The sequence below is a fragment of the Streptomyces sp. NPDC001514 genome (assembly GCF_053597075.1).
Genome location: NZ_JBSFHO010000002.1, coordinates 315,461 through 331,353, shown reverse-complemented (window position 1 = coordinate 331,353; position 15,893 = coordinate 315,461). Strand labels below are relative to the sequence as shown.

Sequence of the window (15,893 nt, the reverse complement as noted above, 5' to 3'; positions counted from 1 at the left end):
CACAGTCATGGCCATCGCTGATGACCTGCGCAAGACGTTCACCGACCCGACCCCCCTCTACTTCGCGGCCGGCACGGCCGACCTCGCCGTGCAGCAGGCCAAGAAGGTGCCCGCGCTGATCGAGCAGCTGCGGGCGGAGGCCCCCGCGCGGTTCGAGGCGGTGCGGGACACCGACCCGAAGGCCGTGCAGGCGAAGGTGACCGCCCAGGCCAAGGAGGCCCAGGCCACCGTCCAGGCCAAGGTCACCGAGGTGCTCGAGAACCTCGACACCGACCTGAAGAAGCTGGGCGAGACCGCCCAGGACCTGGCGCTGCGGGGCGTGGGTGTGGCCGCCGAGTACGCGGTTCGCGCCCGTGAGACGTACGAGAAGGTCGCCGAGCACGGTGAGCAGACCGTGAAGGCCTGGCGCGGTGAGGCCGCCGACGAGATCGCCGAGATCGCGGTCGCCGTCGAGCCGAATACGGACGGGCCCAACGGCGGTGAGTCCAAGAGCTCCGAGGCCAAGGCGAACGGCACCTCGGTGAAGAGCACCCCCGAGGCGAAGGCCACGGTGCAGGGCGAGCCCAAGGCCGCCGCGCCGGCTCCCCGCAAGGCCCCGGCCCGTAAGCCGGTGGCCAAGAAGAGCAGCCCCTCTTCCGGGAAGTAAGACCCGGAAAGCAGGATCCAAGGCCGACAGACACAGTCACGGGCCGGGCACGTCATCCGTGCCCGGCCCGTTGTCGGGGTACGTACGGGGGTACGTTGGCCGCGAGGCGCTTCACATCACTCTCTAGGCGGTGCTCAGCATGTTGATGGCCGGATTCGACAGTCTCCTGTGGCTGGTGCTCAACCTGGTCATGCTTGTCCTGGCTGTGGTCGCGATGGTCATGGCCGCCATGGCGCGCGAGGACGCGTACCGCGCCGCCGACAAGCAGACCAAGATGTTCTGGCTGATCCTGCTGGGTGTCACGGTCGCGGTGAATCTCTTCCTGCAGATGCTGTTCCTGCAGATCGCCGGCTTGATCGCGACGATCGTCTTCCTGGTCGACGTGCGCCCCGCGCTCCGGCAGGTCTCGGGCGGCCGCGGCCGCCGCGGCGGCTCCAGCAGCGACGGTCCTTACGGTCCGTACAACGGCGGGCGATAGGCGGAGGTAGGCGGGCGCCAGGACCGCGGTAGGCGGCGGTAGGCGGGCGCCAGGACCGCGGTAGGCGGCGGTAGGCGGGCGCCAGGACCGCGGTAGGCGGGGAGCCAGGACCGGGCCCGATGAGTCCGGCCCCTGGCCCCGTACCCTCCGTCAGCGCACGCGGTCCAGCAGCAGCACCGCCACGTCGTCCGTCAGGTCGCCGCCGTTCAGCTCCCGCACCTCTGCCACCGCGGCCTCCAGCAGTGCCTCGCCGCGGAGCCCGTCCGCCAGCCGGCGGTTGATCATCTCGACCATGCCGTCCTGGCCCAGGCGCTCCCCGTCCGGGGAGGTCCGGCCCTCGATGAGCCCGTCCGTGTACATCATCAGGCTCCAGGCCGCGCCCAGCTCGACCTGGCGGCGCGGCCAGCGGGCGTTCGGCAGCAGGCCGAGCGCCGGGCCCCCGTTCTCGTACGGGAGCAGCTGTGCGGCCTGACCCTTGCGGGCGATCAGCGGGGACGGGTGGCCGGCCAGGCACAGGCCCGCGCGGCGCCCGTCGGGCGCGATGTCGACCGTGCAGAGCGTCGCGAAGATCTCCTCGCTCTCCCGCTCGTGCTCCAGCACCTGCTGCAGCGTGGAGAGCAGCTCGTCGCCGCACAGACCCGCGAACGTCAGCGCCCGCCACGCGATCCGCAGCTCCACGCCGAGCGCCGCCTCGTCCGGCCCGTGGCCGCAGACGTCGCCGATCATGGCGTGGACCGTGCCGTCCGGGGTGCGGACGGTGTCGTAGAAGTCGCCGCCGAGCAGGGCGCGGGAGCGACCCGGCCGGTAGCGGGCCGCGAACCGCAGATCAGAGCCCTGGAGGAGGGGAGTGGGCAGCAGGCCACGCTCCAGGCGCGCGTTCTCCTGCGCCCGCAGCCGCGACTCGGCCAGCTTCACCTGTGCGGTGTCCGCGCGCTTGCGTTCGACGGCGTACCGGATGGCGCGGCTCAGGGTCCGGCCGTCCAGCTCGTTGCGGAGCAGGAAGTCCTGTGCTCCGACGCGCACCGCCTCGGCCGCCCGCTCGGCGTCCGCCTCGGCGGTCAGCGCCAGCACGGCGTGACGCGGCGCGAGGCGCATGACGTGCCGCAGCACGGCGAGCTCGTCGGCGTCCTCGCCGGACCGGCCGCGTACCCGCCCGGGCAGGGCGAGGTCGACGAGGATGCAGTGGATGTCGTCCGTGAGCAGCCGCTCGGCCTCGGTGAGGTTGCGGGCGGTACGGATGCGGACACGGGTGCCTGCCGCATCGAGCATTTCGGGGACGGTGAAGGTGCCCGCCGGGTCGTCCTCGATGACGAGGAGGGTGAGGTCGCTGCCGTTGGTCGTCTCGGTGACGGTGTCGCGCATGGGCGGTACGGAGACAGGGGGTACGGCGGCGGCCGGTACTGCGACGGGTGAACCGGTCCGCTGCCGCGGAACGGGTACGGGCATCTGTCTGGTTTCCTTCCCTCCCCCCGAGGGCGCGGCAGGTCGACGATCGACGTCCCGCCAGACGGGGACCATAGCGGTAGCGGGCGGTGGAGCGGAATGGTGTGACGAGAAGATCGGATGGCATATGCCGCGCATCGGGAGGTAGTTGCCCCGCCGGTGATGACGAACGTCACGCGTCGCAGGTGACCGGGGTCACGCGACCACCGCGTGACCCCCGTCACCGCGAGGGCAGTTAGGTGGTCCCGCTCACGTTTGCCCCACCCGTACGGGTGTAAGTCACTGCATACGGTGCGTACAAGACATACGACGCCTCTCAACGCCCCACGAAGACTACTTGTCCGGGCGCACGACCCCGAGGATCGCCATCGAACCGGCGCCTGCGAGCGTCACGTTCCGCCCCGGGCGCGGTGCGTGCACGATCGCCCCGTCGCCCACGTACATCCCCACATGGCTGGCGTCGGCGTGGTAGATGATCAGGTCGCCGGGCCGCATGTCCTTGATGTCGATGCGCGGCAGCAGTCGCCACTGCTCCTGCGAGGTCCTCGGGATGCCCCGCCCCGCGGCCGCCCACGCCTGCGAGGTCAGCCCGGAGCAGTCGTACGAACCCGGCCCCTCGGCGCCCCACACGTACGGCTTGCCGATCTGCGCGGTCGCGAAGGCGATGGCCTTCCTGCCCTGCTCGCTCGCGCTGCCGGCGGCGATGTTCTTGAGGACACCGGAGCTCAGCCAGGCCGTCTGCGCCCGGTACGCCGCGTCCTCCTCCAGCTTCAGCAGCCGCTCCCGCTCCGCCTTCTCCAGCTGCGACTCGATCTTCTTCGCGGCGGCGATCTGCTTGTTGATCTCCTTCTTGGCCTTCTCCTGCCTGACCCGGTTGGCCTCCAACTTGGTCCACTGGGCGCCGGCCTCCTTGGTGTACGCCGCCAAGTCGGCCTGGGTCTGCTCGAGTTCGCCGATGAGATCCTTCGTCGCCTTCTGGCCCTGCTGGAAGCGGCCCGCGCTGTCGAGGAAGAGTTGCGGGTCGTCCGTGAGCATCAGCTGGGCCTCGGGCGGCAGCCCGCCGCCCCGGTACTGGGCGCGGGCCGCGGCGCCCGCGCGGTCCTTGAGGTCGGCGATCCTGTCCTGGCCCTTCACTATCTCCTGGGCCAGCTTCACGATCTCGGCCGACTGCTTCTTCGCCTGCTCCTCGGCGAGGTTGTACGCGTCGGTGGCGGTCGCGGCCTTGGCGTAGAGGCTGTCGAGCTCCAACCGGATCTCTTCGAGGCTCTTCTTCGGGGGCGCGGGCGGGCCCGGCTCGGGCGCGGCGGGCGCAGCGGCCGCGGCGGGGGCCAGGGGCGTCGAAGGTGCCGCGAACGCCTGGCCCGGGGCCGCCAGCAACGTCACGGCGCAGACCACGGTGATCGCGGCGGCAGCACAGCGGCGTCGGTTCACAAGCTCCCCCTTTTAAATGTGATTTACCGTCAGTAACTTACGCACGACGTCGTGATGGTGCCACGCCCTCCGCAAAAGCGACAGGGCCACGCGCCGGATCGAGCCCGATCACACCCATCCGTCAGAGACGAACAAACCCGCCGCCGCGTTCCCCGCGCACCCGTCTTGCCGTCCGTTCAGCCGGAATTGGGTGCCAGGGCGGGCCAGTTCACGGTGACTTCGCCCTGTCGCCACCGGCGCAGCCCGTCCGAACCCGCCCCCGTCAGCGGCCAGTCGGCGGACAGGTCCCGAACGGCCCTCACCCACCGCTGGCGCGCGCCCAAAGAGGCGTACGGTGCCGACGCCGCCCACGCCCGGTCGAAGTCCCGCAGGAACGCGTGCACGGGCTCGCCCGGAACGTTCCGGTGGATGAGCGCCTTGGGCAGCCGCTCCGCCAGGTCCGACGGCCGCTCCAGCGAGCCCAGCCGGGTGGCGAACGTCACCGTCCGCGGCCCCTCGGGCCCCAGTGCCACCCATACGTGCCGCCGGCCGATCTCGTCGCACGTCCCCTCGACCAGCAGACCGCCCGGCGCGAGGCGGGCGCACAGCCGCTCCCAGACCTCGGCGACCTGGTCCTCGTCGTACTGGCGCAGCACGTTCGCCGCCCGTATGAGCAGCGGCCGCTGCGGCAGCGGGACCTCGAAGCCGCCGTGCACGAAGCGCAGCCCCTCCCGCTCGTACGGGCGCGCCGCCGCGACCCGGGCCGGTTCGATCTCTATGCCGACGACCTCGGTGCGCGGCTCGGCGGCGCGCAGCCGCTGCAGCAGCTCGACGGCGGTCCAGGGGGCGGCCCCGTACCCGAGATCCACCGCGACCGGCGCGGCGGCCGAGCGGCGCAGCGCCGGGCCGTGCACGGCGGCGATCCAGCGGTCCATGCGGCGCAGCCGGTTCGGATTGGTGGTGCCACGGGTCACCGCGCCCACAGGGCGGCTCGGGGGCGGGGTGGTGCGCGGGGACATGTGAACGAGGGTAAGGGCGGGCTCAGGGCATATACGACACGCCGGGTGCAGGGGATGCGCTGAGCAATGATTCGGCAAAGAGGAAATGAAAGAGACGGTTCCGCTGTTGTGGCCCCTGAAGGGCTGCGAGCGCCCTTCCTCGGCATGCCCGTCCTCAGGCACGCCCGAGCAGCGAGCGCACCCGAGCGGAGAGGACCGTCCACGTGAGCCAGTACGTGTCCCGGCTCGCCGGAACCCTGGCGTCGCCGCCACGGTTGCGGCTTCCCGGGCAGCACCGCAGGCCGCGCCGCATCGCCATGCTCAGCGTGCACACCTCCCCCCTGCACCAGCCGGGGACGGGCGACGCGGGCGGCATGAACGTCTACATCGTGGAGCTCGCCAAGCGGCTCGCCGCCATCGGCATCGAGGTGGAGATCTTCACCCGGGCGACCACGGGCGGCATGGCCCCGGTCGTCGAGCTCGCGCCCGGCGTGCTCGTCCGGCACGTGGACGCGGGGCCCTACGAGGGCCTGGCCAAGGAGGACCTCCCGGCCCAGCTGTGCGCCTTCACCCACGGCGTGATGCAGGCCTGGGCGGGCCACCGGCCCGGCCACTACGACCTGGTCCACTCCCACTACTGGCTCTCCGGCCATGTCGGCTGGCTCGCCGCCGAGCGCTGGGGCGTCCCCCTCGTCCACGCCATGCACACCATGGCCAAGGTCAAGAACGCCGCGCTCGCCGAGGGCGACACCCCCGAGCCCGCGGCCCGCGTGATCGGCGAGACCCAGATTGTCGACGCCGCCGACCGGCTGATCGCCAACACGGCGGAAGAGGCCGGCGAGCTGATCCGCCACTACGACGCGGACCCCGCCAAGGTCGCCGTCGTCCACCCCGGCGTGAACCTGGAGCGCTTCCGCGTCGCCGACGGCCGGGCCGCCGCCCGCGCCCGTCTCGGCCTCCCGCAGGACGCCGTGATCCCGCTGTTCGCCGGCCGTATCCAGCCGCTGAAGGCCCCTGACGTACTGCTGAGCGCGGTCGCGCTGCTGCTGGAGCAGGACCCCTCCCTGCGTCACCGCATCGTCGTCCCCGTCGTCGGCGGGCCGAGCGGCAGTGGTCTCGCCAGGCCGGAGGGCCTGCAGAAGCTGGCGGCCCGGCTCGGGATCGCCGACGTCGTACGGTTCAGGCCGCCGGTCGCCCAGAGCCGCCTCGCGGACTGGTTCCGCGCCGCGTCCGTGCTGGTCATGCCCTCGTACAGCGAGTCCTTCGGTCTGGTCGCCATAGAGGCACAGGCGACGGGCACACCGGTCGTCGCGGCCTCCGTCGGCGGCCTCCCGGTCGCGGTACGGGACGGGGAGACCGGCTTCCTGGTGCCCGGACACGACCCGGCGGACTACGCCCGCGCGCTGCGCCGCTTCGTGGACGACCCGCAGCTGACGGGCCGCATGGGCGCCGCGGCGGCACGCCACGCGCGTGGCTTCGGCTGGGACACGGCGGCATCGGCCACCGCGGACGTGTACACCGCGGCGATGCACGAGCACCGCCGTCGCGTACGCTCCCACCATGGCTGACGTGCTGAAGGTCCTCGAGCAGACGCTCACGGACGCCGAGCTCGAATGGGAGAGCCCCCAGCCGGGCTCGTACGTCGTGAAGCTGCCGGGCACCCGAAAGCTGTCGACGACCTGCTCGCTGATCGTGGGTCAGCACTCGCTGTCCCTCAACGCCTTCGTCATCCGCCACCCGGACGAGAACGAGGCGGGCGTCCACCGCTGGCTGCTGGAGCGCAATCTCAAGCTGTACGGCGTGAGTTACGCGATCGACCCGCTCGGCGACATCTACCTGGTCGGCAAGCTGCCGCTCTCGGTCATCACGCCCGAGGAGCTGGACCGGCTGCTCGGCACGGTGCTGGAAGCGGCGGACGGCGGTTTCAACAGCCTGCTGGAGCTGGGTTTCGCGACCGCCATCCGCAAGGAGTACGCGTGGCGGGTGGCGCGCGGCGAGTCCACGCGCAATCTCGACGCGTTCACTCATCTGACCCAGCGCCCGGCGAAGTAATCGCCGCCGATCCACCTTCTGTTCAACCCCTTCCCTGCCCTGCCTGGGCCGTGCCATGCTCGCCGCCGACGTAGACATGAACGGCGTTCACATGCATGGAAGGCGTGGCGCATGGATCAGCTGACCAGACGGGGCCTGCTCGGCGGTGCGATAGCCGTGGCGGCGGTCGCCGTGTCCGGCGGTACGGCGACGGCCGCCGCTCCCCGGACCGCAGCAGCACCCCTGACGCAGGAGACCGCAACACTCTGGCGGGAGTTCGCCATGTCTCCGTACACCCATCCCCAGATCCCGTTCGTGGGCAGGGCGGGACAGCGCGGCGGATCCGCGGACCTCCCCCGGCGGCCCGTCGTGGCGAACGTCCTGCACTTCGGGGCGAAGCCCGACGGCTCGGCGGACGCCGCCCCCGCGATCAACCGTGCCGTCGCCGCTGCCGGCGAACGCGGCGGCGGCACGGTCATCGTCCCGCCCGGCACGTACCGCATCGACGACGTCATCCGCATCGGTCACAGCAACGTCGTCCTGCGCGGCGCCGGCAGCGGCCGCACCAAGCTCGTCGCGACGAAGAACCTCACCGAGCTCATCGGCCAGTACGGCAGCCGCTACGGCGGCGACAAGTCCAGCTGGTCCTGGGCGGGCGGTCTCATCTGGCTCTGCCCGCAGGCGCGTTACGAGAGCCTCACCGCCGCCATCAAGGCCAAGGCCTGGCCCTTCGAGGGCTGGACCGGCAACAGGCGCGACGAGTGGAGCAGCCTCACCACCGTCCGGCCCGCCCGCCGCGGCGACCGCTCCGTCACCGTCGACGACCCGTCGGCGCTGCGGCGCGGACAGCTCGTCCTGCTGCGCCTCGCCGACGACGCCGGACACACGCTGCTGGAACACATGGCGGGCGACGGCCCCGGCCCCGAGGCGTACTACTGGGACGACAAGACCAAGCTCACCTCGTACGTCCCCTACGAATGGCCGGTCCGCATCGCCCGCGTCGACGGCACCCGCGTCACGCTGGAGCGTCCGCTGCCCCTCGACGTACGCCCCGAATGGGACCCGCGCCTGACCACGCACGTCGAGGCGCTGACCGGCTCCGGCGTCGAGGGACTGACGCTGGAGGCGATCGAGACCCCGCAGTCGCCCCATCTGCTCGACAAGGGCTACAACGGCGTCACCTTCCAGTGCGCGTACGACTGCTGGGCCGACGACATCACCGTCCGCCACGTCGACAACGGCTTCGGACTCGTCGCCGCCTCCGCCTGCACGCTGCGCCGCACCCGGGTCGCGGGCCGCGGCTCGCACCACCCGTACTTCTGCCGCGAGGGCGCGCACGACAACCTCGTCGAGGACTTCGTCATCGAGCAGCGCACCGTGCCCGCCCCGGCCGGCACGCAGCTGCACGGCATCAACGTCGAGGGCCTGTCCAGCTACAACGTCTGGTCCCGCGGCGTGATGGAGATGGGCACCTTCGACACGCACCGCGGGATGCCCTTCGCGAACGTACGGACCGAGATCACCGTCAGCAACAACGGGCGCCACGGCGGCGACGCGTCCGCAGGACCCCTTTACGGCGCCCGCTTCACCCACTGGAACGTCACGGTGACCAACGAACGGGCGGGTCTCGTACGGATCGACGGGATCGCCCCCTACAGCGCGACCGTCGGCATCTCCGCGGTGCGGGAGTTCGACCAGATCGATGTCCCGGATTTCACCGGGGCGCTCAACTCGCGGATCGAGGCGTACGGTTCGCCCGGCGCCGTACGGCCGCGGAATCTGTACGAGGCGCAGCGCACGCTCGGGCGGTAGCCCTTCCCTTCCGCCGGCGTGCGGGCGGCGTCGACGGACAACGCCCTGGCGCCTTGGGGGACCTCAGGCATCCGCCTTCTCCGGAGCCTCGGCCGTGACCGGAACGGTCGAGGCTCCCGGGGATCCGGTCGCGTCCGCAGGCCCGGCCTCCGGCAGACCCCGCATCAGCAGCCAGTACCCCAGCGCCGCCACCGTGCCGATCGCCGCGCACGACCCCCACAGCCACTCGGAGCCGAAGCGGTCGATGACGTACCCCGCCATGAGCGGTGCGACGAGCGCCGCGACCGACCAGGACATCGTGTAGACGCCCTGGTAGCGGCCGCGCCCGTGGACGGGGGAGAGCCGGACCACCAGGCCCATCTGGGTGGGGGAGTTGACGATCTCGGCCAGCGTCCAGACGCACACGGTCAGCGCGTACACGCCGATCGACCCGGCGAAGGCCGTCAGCCCGAAGCCGTACCCGGCGAGCAGTGCGGAGATCACCAGGAGCCGCTGCGGGTCGCGGTGCTCGATGAAGCGGGTGACCGGGATCTGCAGGGCGACGATCAGCACACCGTTGACCGCGATGACGAGCCCGTAGTCGGAAGGGGACCAGCCGTCCAGGCCCATGGCCACCGGCAGCCCGACCGACCCCTGCATGAAGATCAGCGAGATGAGGAAGGAGAGTCCGACGACTCCCATGAACCGCCCGTCCCGCAGGACGGTGCCGAGCCCGGTCTCCGCGTCGCTCTTCTCGGCGGCGGCGCTGCGCTCGGGCCGGGACTCCGGCAGCTTGACGAAGACCAGCACCGCGCAGAGGAGCGTGAGTGCGGCCTCGCCGAGGAAGCCCGCGAGATAGCTGTACTCGGCGATGAGGCCGGCGCACGCGGAGGAGATGGCGAAGCCCAGGTTGATCGCCCAGTAGTTGAGCGCGAAGGCCCGCACCCGGTCCTCGGGGCGCACGATGTCCGCCATCATCGCCTGCACCGCGGGGCGGGACGCGTTGCTGGTCATGCCGACGAGGCAGGCGACGGCCGCGATCGCCACCGGGTGCTCCATGAAGCCGAGCAGCGCGACGGACAGAGCGGTCGAGGTCTGCGCGATCAGCATCGTGGGCCGCCGCCCCAGCCGGTCGGCCATCACCCCGGCGCCGAGCGACGAGACGACGCCGCCGAGTCCGTGCAGGGCGGCGACGAGTCCGGCGTACGAGGCCGAATAGCCCCGATCCAGGGTGAGATAGAGAGCCATGAACGTGGCGACGAAGCCGCCGAGGCGGTTGACCAGGGTGCTGGCCCACAGCCACCAGAACTCCCGGGGAAGGCCCGAGACGCTCTCCTTCGCGGCCCGTCTGAGCGCTGCTACGGACATGCGGGCTTCCCCCCGGTCGGTAAGTGGTGCTGCAGTGATTGGCAACTTACAAGCCGGGTGCTCCGCCGCGCTACTCAATTGACGGCGGACGTCAATCGTCGGCCGCGTCGGGCGTCGATTAGGCTCGGGCCCATGGCCGACGCGACGTACAAGTTGATCCTGCTCCGCCACGGCGAGAGCGAGTGGAACGCGAAGAACCTGTTCACCGGCTGGGTGGACGTCAACCTCACCGAGAAGGGCGAGAAGGAGGCTGTCCGCGGCGGTGAGCTGCTCAAGGACGCCGGCCTGCTCCCCGACGTACTCCACACCTCGCTCCAGAAGCGCGCCATCCGCACCGCCCAGCTCGCGCTGGAGGCCGCGGACCGCCACTGGATCCCCGTGCACCGCTCCTGGCGTCTGAACGAGCGCCACTACGGCGCGCTGCAGGGCAAGGACAAGGCCCAGACCCTCGCCGAGTTCGGCGAGGAGCAGTTCATGCTGTGGCGCCGCTCGTACGACACCCCGCCGCCGGTCCTCGCGGACGGCACGGAGTTCTCGCAGAGCGACGACCCGCGCTACGCGACGATCCCGACCGAGCTGCGCCCGCGCACCGAGTGCCTCAAGGACGTCGTCGAGCGCATGCTGCCGTACTGGTACGACGGCATCGTCCCGGACCTGCTGGCCGGCCGCACGGTCCTGGTCGCCGCCCACGGAAACTCCCTCCGCGGACTGGTCAAGCACCTCGACGGCATCTCGGACGCCGACATCACGGGCCTCAACATCCCGACCGGCATCCCGCTCGTCTACGAGCTCGACGCCGACTTCAAGCCCGTCAAGCCCGGCGGCACCTACCTCGACCCGGAGGCCGCGGCGGCGGCCATCGAGGCGGTCAAGAACCAGGGCAAGAAGAAGTAGGTTTCGTGATCATGCCTCCCACCTGCGCGTATGGCGCGGATGGGAGGCATTTTCACGCCGTGGTCCCTCTCTGGGCCCTCAGTTCCCCGAGTCCTGCGGTCGGAGAGCCCGTCCGAGAGCCTTCCGGGCCCGTTAGGTGGGCGTACTCGGCAAGGGCCTTGATGCTCTCCCCGGCGTCCAGCAGAACGGACGCGTAGAAGTGCCTGAGGGCGTGCATGCCGTGCTCGCGGGCAGCGGCGTGCTCGCGGCTCTTGGCCTTCGGGATGACATCGACCTTGGCGAGGGCGGGCTTCCACTGTTCTTCGTTCAGCGACGTACGCCAGACGTCCCCGCCTAATGACCGTGAGGTCGGCGGAGGCGATGGTGCTCCAGGGCATGCCCCGAATACCTGCAGTGCACAGCCTGCTGCCTCTGCACCTGGCGGGCGCCTTGCCGCACGGTGATCACCGCTGCGACACCGCTGAGAAAGCCTCCGGTACCTGTCAACCCGGCGATCACGAGAGTCAACACGCCAGCGAGATTAGTAGGGGCTGGTCCGCCCTCATCATTGGTTCCACCGCCACCGTCAGTGAGAACGGGGCTAGAACTGGAGGCAGGCTGAAGGAAGGTGAGGGTATCGGTGATGAACCACTCCACCGCGAGCGTGCAGAAGCAGATCGCGAAGGCGACGAGCGCGATGATCTGCCATCGCAGCGCGGCACGGATGCCCTTCGGTTGACACCGGGCGGCGGATACAGCGACGCCTGTCGAAGGCCGCTCAGGACGATTCAGCATCTGGCTCACTCCCCATCTCAGCGGGCGCCACACCTCCGTGTAAACCCATGCCTTAATTGCGCCCTAGCTGCCGATTCGCGTCATGGCACTTCATTTCGGGACTTGACAAGGGAGCCAGCGAGTTACCTCAGAAACGTCCGCTGTGCCGGGGCCGTGCCTGGGCCGTCAGGTGCTTGATCGGGCCGTCGGGCGTCTCGGCCTGAGAAAGTCCGGTTCCGGCTGCTGCGCCACCTCTGCCTGCGCTCCCGCATCGCGGAGAGCCGCGATCGCCGCCTCGGCGTCTTCTTGGGGCACGCCGTCGAGGATCACGGCGGGGGCTTGGCTCGCCAGCACCTTGCTGCGCCAGAGGCTCAGTCCCGTCAGTCGGCGTACGACCTGGGCGACATCCAGTACGCGGGCGCCAGGGTCCGTGAGCACCACGTCATGAGGTATGTCGTCGCACACCGACGTGACGTACTCGTCTGCCATCCCGGCTCCCTCCCGCCCTGCTCGGGAGCGTAATCGGCTTTAGGGACCGACCGGATCGACCGGATCGACCGGATCGACCGGACCGATCGGAGCGGACATACGGAAGGGCCCCGTCCGGTTTTCGGACGGGGCCCTTCCGTCGTCGTGGCCGTCGGTTCGGCTAGCCGCAGCAGCCGCCGCACTGGCACGGACCGCCCGACTGGCAGCCGCACCCGCAGCCCGAGCCGCAGCCGCAGGCGGCGAGGAGCGGCAGGTGGCGGGGCGTGGGTGCCACTTCGACGGATACGTCCTGCTGGGGGTCGTTCGTGGGGGAATCGGCCATGGGGTCCTCCTCGAAGGCGTGCGTGTGTCGCCTCTCCCCATTGCATGCCCACTCGCCCCGGCGCATCAACGGCGCACAGATGTGCCCCCGTCGCCGACGGGCCCGGCGCATACGCGCCCTCGCACTGCTTCGCAGGCTTCGGGCCGCTGCGCCGGACTCCGTCCGTCGGGCAGTGGTGCCGGTGGTGCCGGCTGCAGCGGCCTTTCGGGTGCGGGCGTTCGGCGTTACGCGCCCTCGACCGTCGTCTCCGCCTGCAGTTCGTCCGCGTGCTCGCCCGTCACCAGGTAGACGACGCGCTTGGCGACCGCGACCGCGTGGTCGGCGTAGCGCTCGTAGTAGCGGCCCAGCAGCGTGACGTCGACCGCCGTCTCGATGCCGTGCTTCCAGCGCTCGTCGATGAGGTGCGTGAAGAGCGCGCGGTGCAGCTGGTCCATCTCGTCGTCGTCCGTCTCCAGCTGGAGGGCCAGATCGACGTCCTTCGTGATGATGACCTCCGCCGCCTTCGCCATCAGGCGCTGCGCCAGCTGGCCCATCTCGAGGATGGTGGCGTGCAGGTCCTGCGGAACCGCGGTTTGCGGGAAGCGCAGCCGGGCCAGCTTGGCCACGTGCTGGGCCAGGTCGCCGGAGCGCTCCAGGTCCGCGCTCATCCGCAGGGAGGTCACCACGATGCGCAGGTCCGTCGCGACCGGCTGCTGGCGGGCCAGCAGGGCTATGGCCCGGGCCTCCAGGTCGTGCGCCAGATCGTCGATCTTCTGGTCGCCCGCGATGACGCTCTCGGCGAGCTTCAGATCCGCGTCGAGCATGGCCGTCGTGGCGCGCCCGATCGCCGACCCGACGAGCCGGGCCATCTCGACAAGGCCTTCGCCGATCGAATCGAGTTCCTCGTGGTACGCGTCCCGCATGGGATGTCCCTCTCTTGGTGTGAACGGGGGTCCGGTGGGGCTGAGACCCCCACGCTCCCACGTTCGGTTCGTAACGCGTCCGGATCCTCCCTCTCAAATGAACCGGCACTTTATCCCCGGTGAACTCTGGGCGACGACTGTTCGAGCTGCCACTCGGATGGCTGGGAGACAGCCGATGCGCCCGCATAACCTGGATGCATGGACGTGAACGCGGCGGTCGCCGCATTGGCTGCGATCGCCGGGGTGTGCACCGGCGTGATCGCCATGCTGGCGTTCCGCTGGAGCGAGCGCGACCAGGCGAGACCCACCCGCACATCCCTGCACACGGACGCCGTGCTTCCGCCCGGCGTCGACACCGTGCTGTCCGTGCTCCGCTCCTCCGCGGTCGTCCTCGACGAGAGCGACTCCGTGGTCAAGGCCAGCTCGGCCGCGTACGCGCTGGGCCTGGTCAGGGGCGGAAAGCTGGCCATCGAGCCCATGCTGCACATGGCTCGTGACACCCGGCGCGACGGCGAGATACGCCAGGTCGAGCTCGACCTGCCCCGCCGCGGCACCGGCCGCGGCGAGGCCCTGGCCGTCTCCGCCCGGGTCGCGCCGCTCGGGTCCCGCCTCGTGCTGCTCCTGGTCGAGGACCTCACCGAAGCCCGCCGTATCGAAGCGGTACGGCGCGACTTCGTCGCCAATGTCAGCCATGAGCTCAAGACTCCCGTCGGCGCGCTCTCGCTGCTCTCCGAGGCGGTCATGGACGCCTCGGACGACCCCGAGGCGGTCACCCGCTTCGCGGGCCGCATGCAGATCGAGGCGACCCGGCTCACGAATCTCGTGCAGGAGCTCATCGACCTCTCCCGGGTGCAGAACGACGACCCGCTGGAGGACGCCGAGCCTGTACGGGTGGACGAACTGGTCGCCGAGGCCATCGACCGCTCCCGGCACACCGCGTCCACCAAACAGATCACCATGGCCGCCGGCGGCACCGCCGACCTGCATGTCTGGGGCAACCGCGGCCAGCTGGCCGCCGCCCTCGGCAATCTCGTCGAGAACGCCGTCAACTACTCCCCTGCCCGCACCCGCGTCGGTATAGCCGCACGCCGCGTCGCCGCGCCCGGCGGGGATCAGATCGAGATCGCCGTCACCGACCAGGGCATCGGCATCTCCGAGAAGGACCGCGAGCGCATCTTCGAGCGCTTCTACCGCGTCGACCCCGCCCGCTCCCGGGCGACCGGCGGTACGGGCCTGGGCCTCGCCATCGTCAAGCACGTGGCCGCCTCGCACGGCGGGGAGGTCACGGTGTGGAGCACCGAGGGTCAGGGCTCCACCTTCACCCTGCGGTTGCCGGAGGCGGGCTCCGTCCGGGACCGTACGCACAGCCACGTCGCCGACGACGCCGACGAGGGACTGTACGACGCGGACCCGGATCCCGATCATGATTCCGAGCACGACTCGGATCCCGCTCTTTCCACCGCTCACGATCGCGATCACCGTCGTGATCCCGAATCCGATTCCCACCCCGAATCCCACCCCGGTCCTGATCCCCGGACCACCTCACGCGAACCATTGCCTGCCCCGGAGGTCCTTCCGTGACCCGAGTGCTTGTCGTCGAGGACGAGGAATCCTTCAGCGACGCTCTTTCCTACATGCTCCGCAAGGAGGGCTTCGAGGTCGCTGTCGCGACAACAGGTCCCGAGGGGCTCGACGAGTTCGAGCGCAACGGCGCCGACCTCGTGCTCCTCGACCTGATGCTGCCGGGCCTGCCCGGCACCGAGGTCTGCCGCCAGCTGCGCGGCCGTTCCAATGTCCCCGTCATCATGGTGACCGCGAAGGACAGCGAGATCGACAAGGTCGTCGGCCTGGAGATAGGAGCCGACGACTACGTGACGAAGCCCTTCTCCTCGCGGGAGCTGGTCGCCCGCATCCGCGCGGTCCTGCGCCGCCGCGGCGAGCCGGAGGAGGTCACGCCCGCCGCCCTGGAGGCCGGCCCGGTCCGTATGGACGTGGACCGTCACGTCGTCACGGTCTCCGGCGGCAAGGTCGACCTGCCGCTCAAGGAGTTCGACCTCCTGGAGATGCTCCTGCGCAACGCGGGCCGCGTGCTGACCCGTATGCAGCTGATCGACCGCGTGTGGGGTGCGGACTACGTGGGTGACACCAAGACCCTCGACGTCCACGTCAAGCGCCTGCGCGCCAAGATCGAGCCCGACCCGGGCGCTCCGCGCTACCTGGTCACGGTCCGCGGACTCGGCTACAAGTTCGAGCCGTAAACCGGCCCGGCCGGCCGCGGCCGGCACCCGGCATCGGCCGGTACCAGTACGGCGGGCGGGCCCCCCGATCCGACACGGGGGGGGCCGGCGGGAGGGGGGGGGGGGTGGAG

15 protein-coding genes and 1 pseudogene are annotated in these 15,893 nt (G+C 70.7%); 8 read left to right on the top strand and 8 right to left on the bottom strand.

The features are described 5' to 3' along the window. The first annotated feature begins 7 nt into the window (after window positions 1-7). A complete protein-coding gene (locus ACWCXB_RS04210; protein WP_450718789.1) occupies window positions 8-646 on the top strand; it encodes a hypothetical protein in 639 nt (212 codons plus the stop codon). A 139-nt stretch (window positions 647-785) separates the two neighbouring features. Then, on the top strand, window positions 786-1,124 hold the full coding sequence (locus ACWCXB_RS04205; protein ID WP_450718961.1) for a DUF2516 family protein: 339 nt from the start codon (window positions 786-788) through the stop codon (window positions 1,122-1,124). A 150-nt stretch (window positions 1,125-1,274) separates the two neighbouring features. Here ACWCXB_RS04205 and ACWCXB_RS04200 read toward each other — a convergent pair whose 3' ends face one another. The 3 genes from ACWCXB_RS04200 to ACWCXB_RS04190 all read right to left on the bottom strand — a co-directional run bounded on the left by ACWCXB_RS04200 (window position 1,275) and on the right by ACWCXB_RS04190 (window position 4,996). Further along, entirely contained in the window at window positions 1,275-2,570 is a 1,296-nt protein-coding gene (locus ACWCXB_RS04200) for a PP2C family protein-serine/threonine phosphatase (RefSeq protein ID WP_450718787.1), read from the bottom strand. A 330-nt stretch (window positions 2,571-2,900) separates the two neighbouring features. Further along, window positions 2,901-3,998 (bottom strand): NlpC/P60 family protein, encoded by a 1,098-nt coding sequence (locus ACWCXB_RS04195; protein WP_450718785.1) that lies wholly within the window; start codon window positions 3,996-3,998, stop codon window positions 2,901-2,903. A 176-nt stretch (window positions 3,999-4,174) separates the two neighbouring features. Next, on the bottom strand, window positions 4,175-4,996 hold the full coding sequence (locus ACWCXB_RS04190; RefSeq protein ID WP_450718783.1) for a class I SAM-dependent methyltransferase: 822 nt from the start codon (window positions 4,994-4,996) through the stop codon (window positions 4,175-4,177). A gap of 203 nt (window positions 4,997-5,199) precedes the next feature. On the opposite strand from ACWCXB_RS04190, the gene mshA reads away from it, so the two are divergent. The 3 genes from mshA (at window position 5,200) to ACWCXB_RS04175 (ending at window position 8,818) form a co-directional block, all read left to right on the top strand. Continuing rightward, complete coding sequence (gene mshA / locus ACWCXB_RS04185; protein ID WP_450718781.1) at window positions 5,200-6,543, top strand: D-inositol-3-phosphate glycosyltransferase; 1,344 nt, start codon at window positions 5,200-5,202, stop codon at window positions 6,541-6,543. Further along, window positions 6,536-7,027 carry a YbjN domain-containing protein gene (locus tag ACWCXB_RS04180; RefSeq protein WP_450718779.1) on the top strand — a complete coding sequence of 164 codons (492 nt, stop codon included), beginning with the start codon at window positions 6,536-6,538 and terminating at the stop codon, window positions 7,025-7,027. The genes mshA and ACWCXB_RS04180 overlap by 8 nt, the downstream gene beginning before the upstream one ends. Window positions 7,028-7,138: 111 nt before the next feature. Next, window positions 7,139-8,818: a glycosyl hydrolase family 28-related protein gene (locus tag ACWCXB_RS04175; protein ID WP_450718777.1), complete on the top strand. Its 1,680-nt coding sequence runs from the start codon at window positions 7,139-7,141 to the stop codon at window positions 8,816-8,818. A 63-nt stretch (window positions 8,819-8,881) separates the two neighbouring features. On the opposite strand, the gene ACWCXB_RS04170 is transcribed toward ACWCXB_RS04175, so the two are convergent. Continuing rightward, complete coding sequence (locus ACWCXB_RS04170) at window positions 8,882-10,165, bottom strand: MDR family MFS transporter (protein ID WP_450718775.1); 1,284 nt, start codon at window positions 10,163-10,165, stop codon at window positions 8,882-8,884. Window positions 10,166-10,297: 132 nt separating this feature from the next. Here ACWCXB_RS04170 and ACWCXB_RS04165 point away from each other — a divergent pair, with 132 nt between their 5' ends. Beyond that, window positions 10,298-11,059, top strand: a complete 762-nt coding sequence (locus ACWCXB_RS04165; protein WP_450718773.1) for a phosphoglyceromutase — start codon at window positions 10,298-10,300, stop codon at window positions 11,057-11,059. 124 nt (window positions 11,060-11,183) lie between these two features. Here ACWCXB_RS04165 and ACWCXB_RS04160 read toward each other — a convergent pair. The 4 genes and pseudogenes from ACWCXB_RS04160 to phoU all read right to left on the bottom strand — a co-directional run. Further along, window positions 11,184-11,393 (bottom strand): annotated as a pseudogene (locus tag ACWCXB_RS04160) (site-specific integrase); the annotation flags it as partial. A 605-nt stretch (window positions 11,394-11,998) separates the two neighbouring features. Continuing rightward, a complete protein-coding gene (locus tag ACWCXB_RS04155) occupies window positions 11,999-12,301 on the bottom strand; it encodes a ribosomal protein L7/L12 (protein ID WP_450718771.1) in 303 nt (100 codons plus the stop codon). A 160-nt stretch (window positions 12,302-12,461) separates the two neighbouring features. Further along, entirely contained in the window at window positions 12,462-12,623 is a 162-nt protein-coding gene (locus ACWCXB_RS04150) for a hypothetical protein (RefSeq protein WP_450718769.1), read from the bottom strand. Window positions 12,624-12,847: 224 nt separating this feature from the next. Beyond that, window positions 12,848-13,525 carry a phosphate signaling complex protein PhoU gene (phoU, locus tag ACWCXB_RS04145; RefSeq protein ID WP_450718767.1) on the bottom strand — a complete coding sequence of 226 codons (678 nt, stop codon included), beginning with the start codon at window positions 13,523-13,525 and terminating at the stop codon, window positions 12,848-12,850. A gap of 198 nt (window positions 13,526-13,723) precedes the next feature. Here phoU and ACWCXB_RS04140 point away from each other — a divergent pair, with 198 nt between their 5' ends. Both ACWCXB_RS04140 and ACWCXB_RS04135 read left to right on the top strand, forming a co-directional pair. Beyond that, window positions 13,724-15,106, top strand: coding sequence for a sensor histidine kinase (locus tag ACWCXB_RS04140; protein WP_450718766.1), 1,383 nt, complete (start codon window positions 13,724-13,726; stop codon window positions 15,104-15,106). Further along, window positions 15,103-15,783, top strand: a complete 681-nt coding sequence (locus ACWCXB_RS04135; RefSeq protein ID WP_018847140.1) for a response regulator transcription factor — start codon at window positions 15,103-15,105, stop codon at window positions 15,781-15,783. The genes ACWCXB_RS04140 and ACWCXB_RS04135 overlap by 4 nt, the downstream gene beginning before the upstream one ends. Window positions 15,784-15,893: the final 110 nt, after the last annotated feature.

Excerpts from the sequence above, each read along its gene's own strand:
- ACWCXB_RS04175 (WP_450718777.1), top strand. The coding sequence starts at position 7,139 with ATGGATCAGCTGACCAGACGGGGCCTGCTCGGCGGTGCGATAGCCGTG.
- ACWCXB_RS04180 (WP_450718779.1), top strand. The coding sequence starts at position 6,536 with ATGGCTGACGTGCTGAAGGTCCTCGAGCAGACGCTCACGGACGCCGAG.
- ACWCXB_RS04205 (WP_450718961.1), top strand. The coding sequence starts at position 786 with ATGTTGATGGCCGGATTCGACAGTCTCCTGTGGCTGGTGCTCAACCTG.
- phoU (WP_450718767.1), bottom strand. The coding sequence starts at position 13,525 with ATGCGGGACGCGTACCACGAGGAACTCGATTCGATCGGCGAAGGCCTT.
- ACWCXB_RS04200 (WP_450718787.1), bottom strand. The coding sequence starts at position 2,570 with ATGCCCGTACCCGTTCCGCGGCAGCGGACCGGTTCACCCGTCGCAGTA.
- ACWCXB_RS04140 (WP_450718766.1), top strand. The coding sequence starts at position 13,724 with ATGGACGTGAACGCGGCGGTCGCCGCATTGGCTGCGATCGCCGGGGTG.
- ACWCXB_RS04165 (WP_450718773.1), top strand. The coding sequence starts at position 10,298 with ATGGCCGACGCGACGTACAAGTTGATCCTGCTCCGCCACGGCGAGAGC.
- ACWCXB_RS04170 (WP_450718775.1), bottom strand. The coding sequence starts at position 10,165 with ATGTCCGTAGCAGCGCTCAGACGGGCCGCGAAGGAGAGCGTCTCGGGC.
- ACWCXB_RS04150 (WP_450718769.1), bottom strand. The coding sequence starts at position 12,623 with ATGGCCGATTCCCCCACGAACGACCCCCAGCAGGACGTATCCGTCGAA.
- ACWCXB_RS04190 (WP_450718783.1), bottom strand. The coding sequence starts at position 4,996 with ATGTCCCCGCGCACCACCCCGCCCCCGAGCCGCCCTGTGGGCGCGGTG.
- ACWCXB_RS04155 (WP_450718771.1), bottom strand. The coding sequence starts at position 12,301 with ATGGCAGACGAGTACGTCACGTCGGTGTGCGACGACATACCTCATGAC.
- ACWCXB_RS04210 (WP_450718789.1), top strand. The coding sequence starts at position 8 with ATGGCCATCGCTGATGACCTGCGCAAGACGTTCACCGACCCGACCCCC.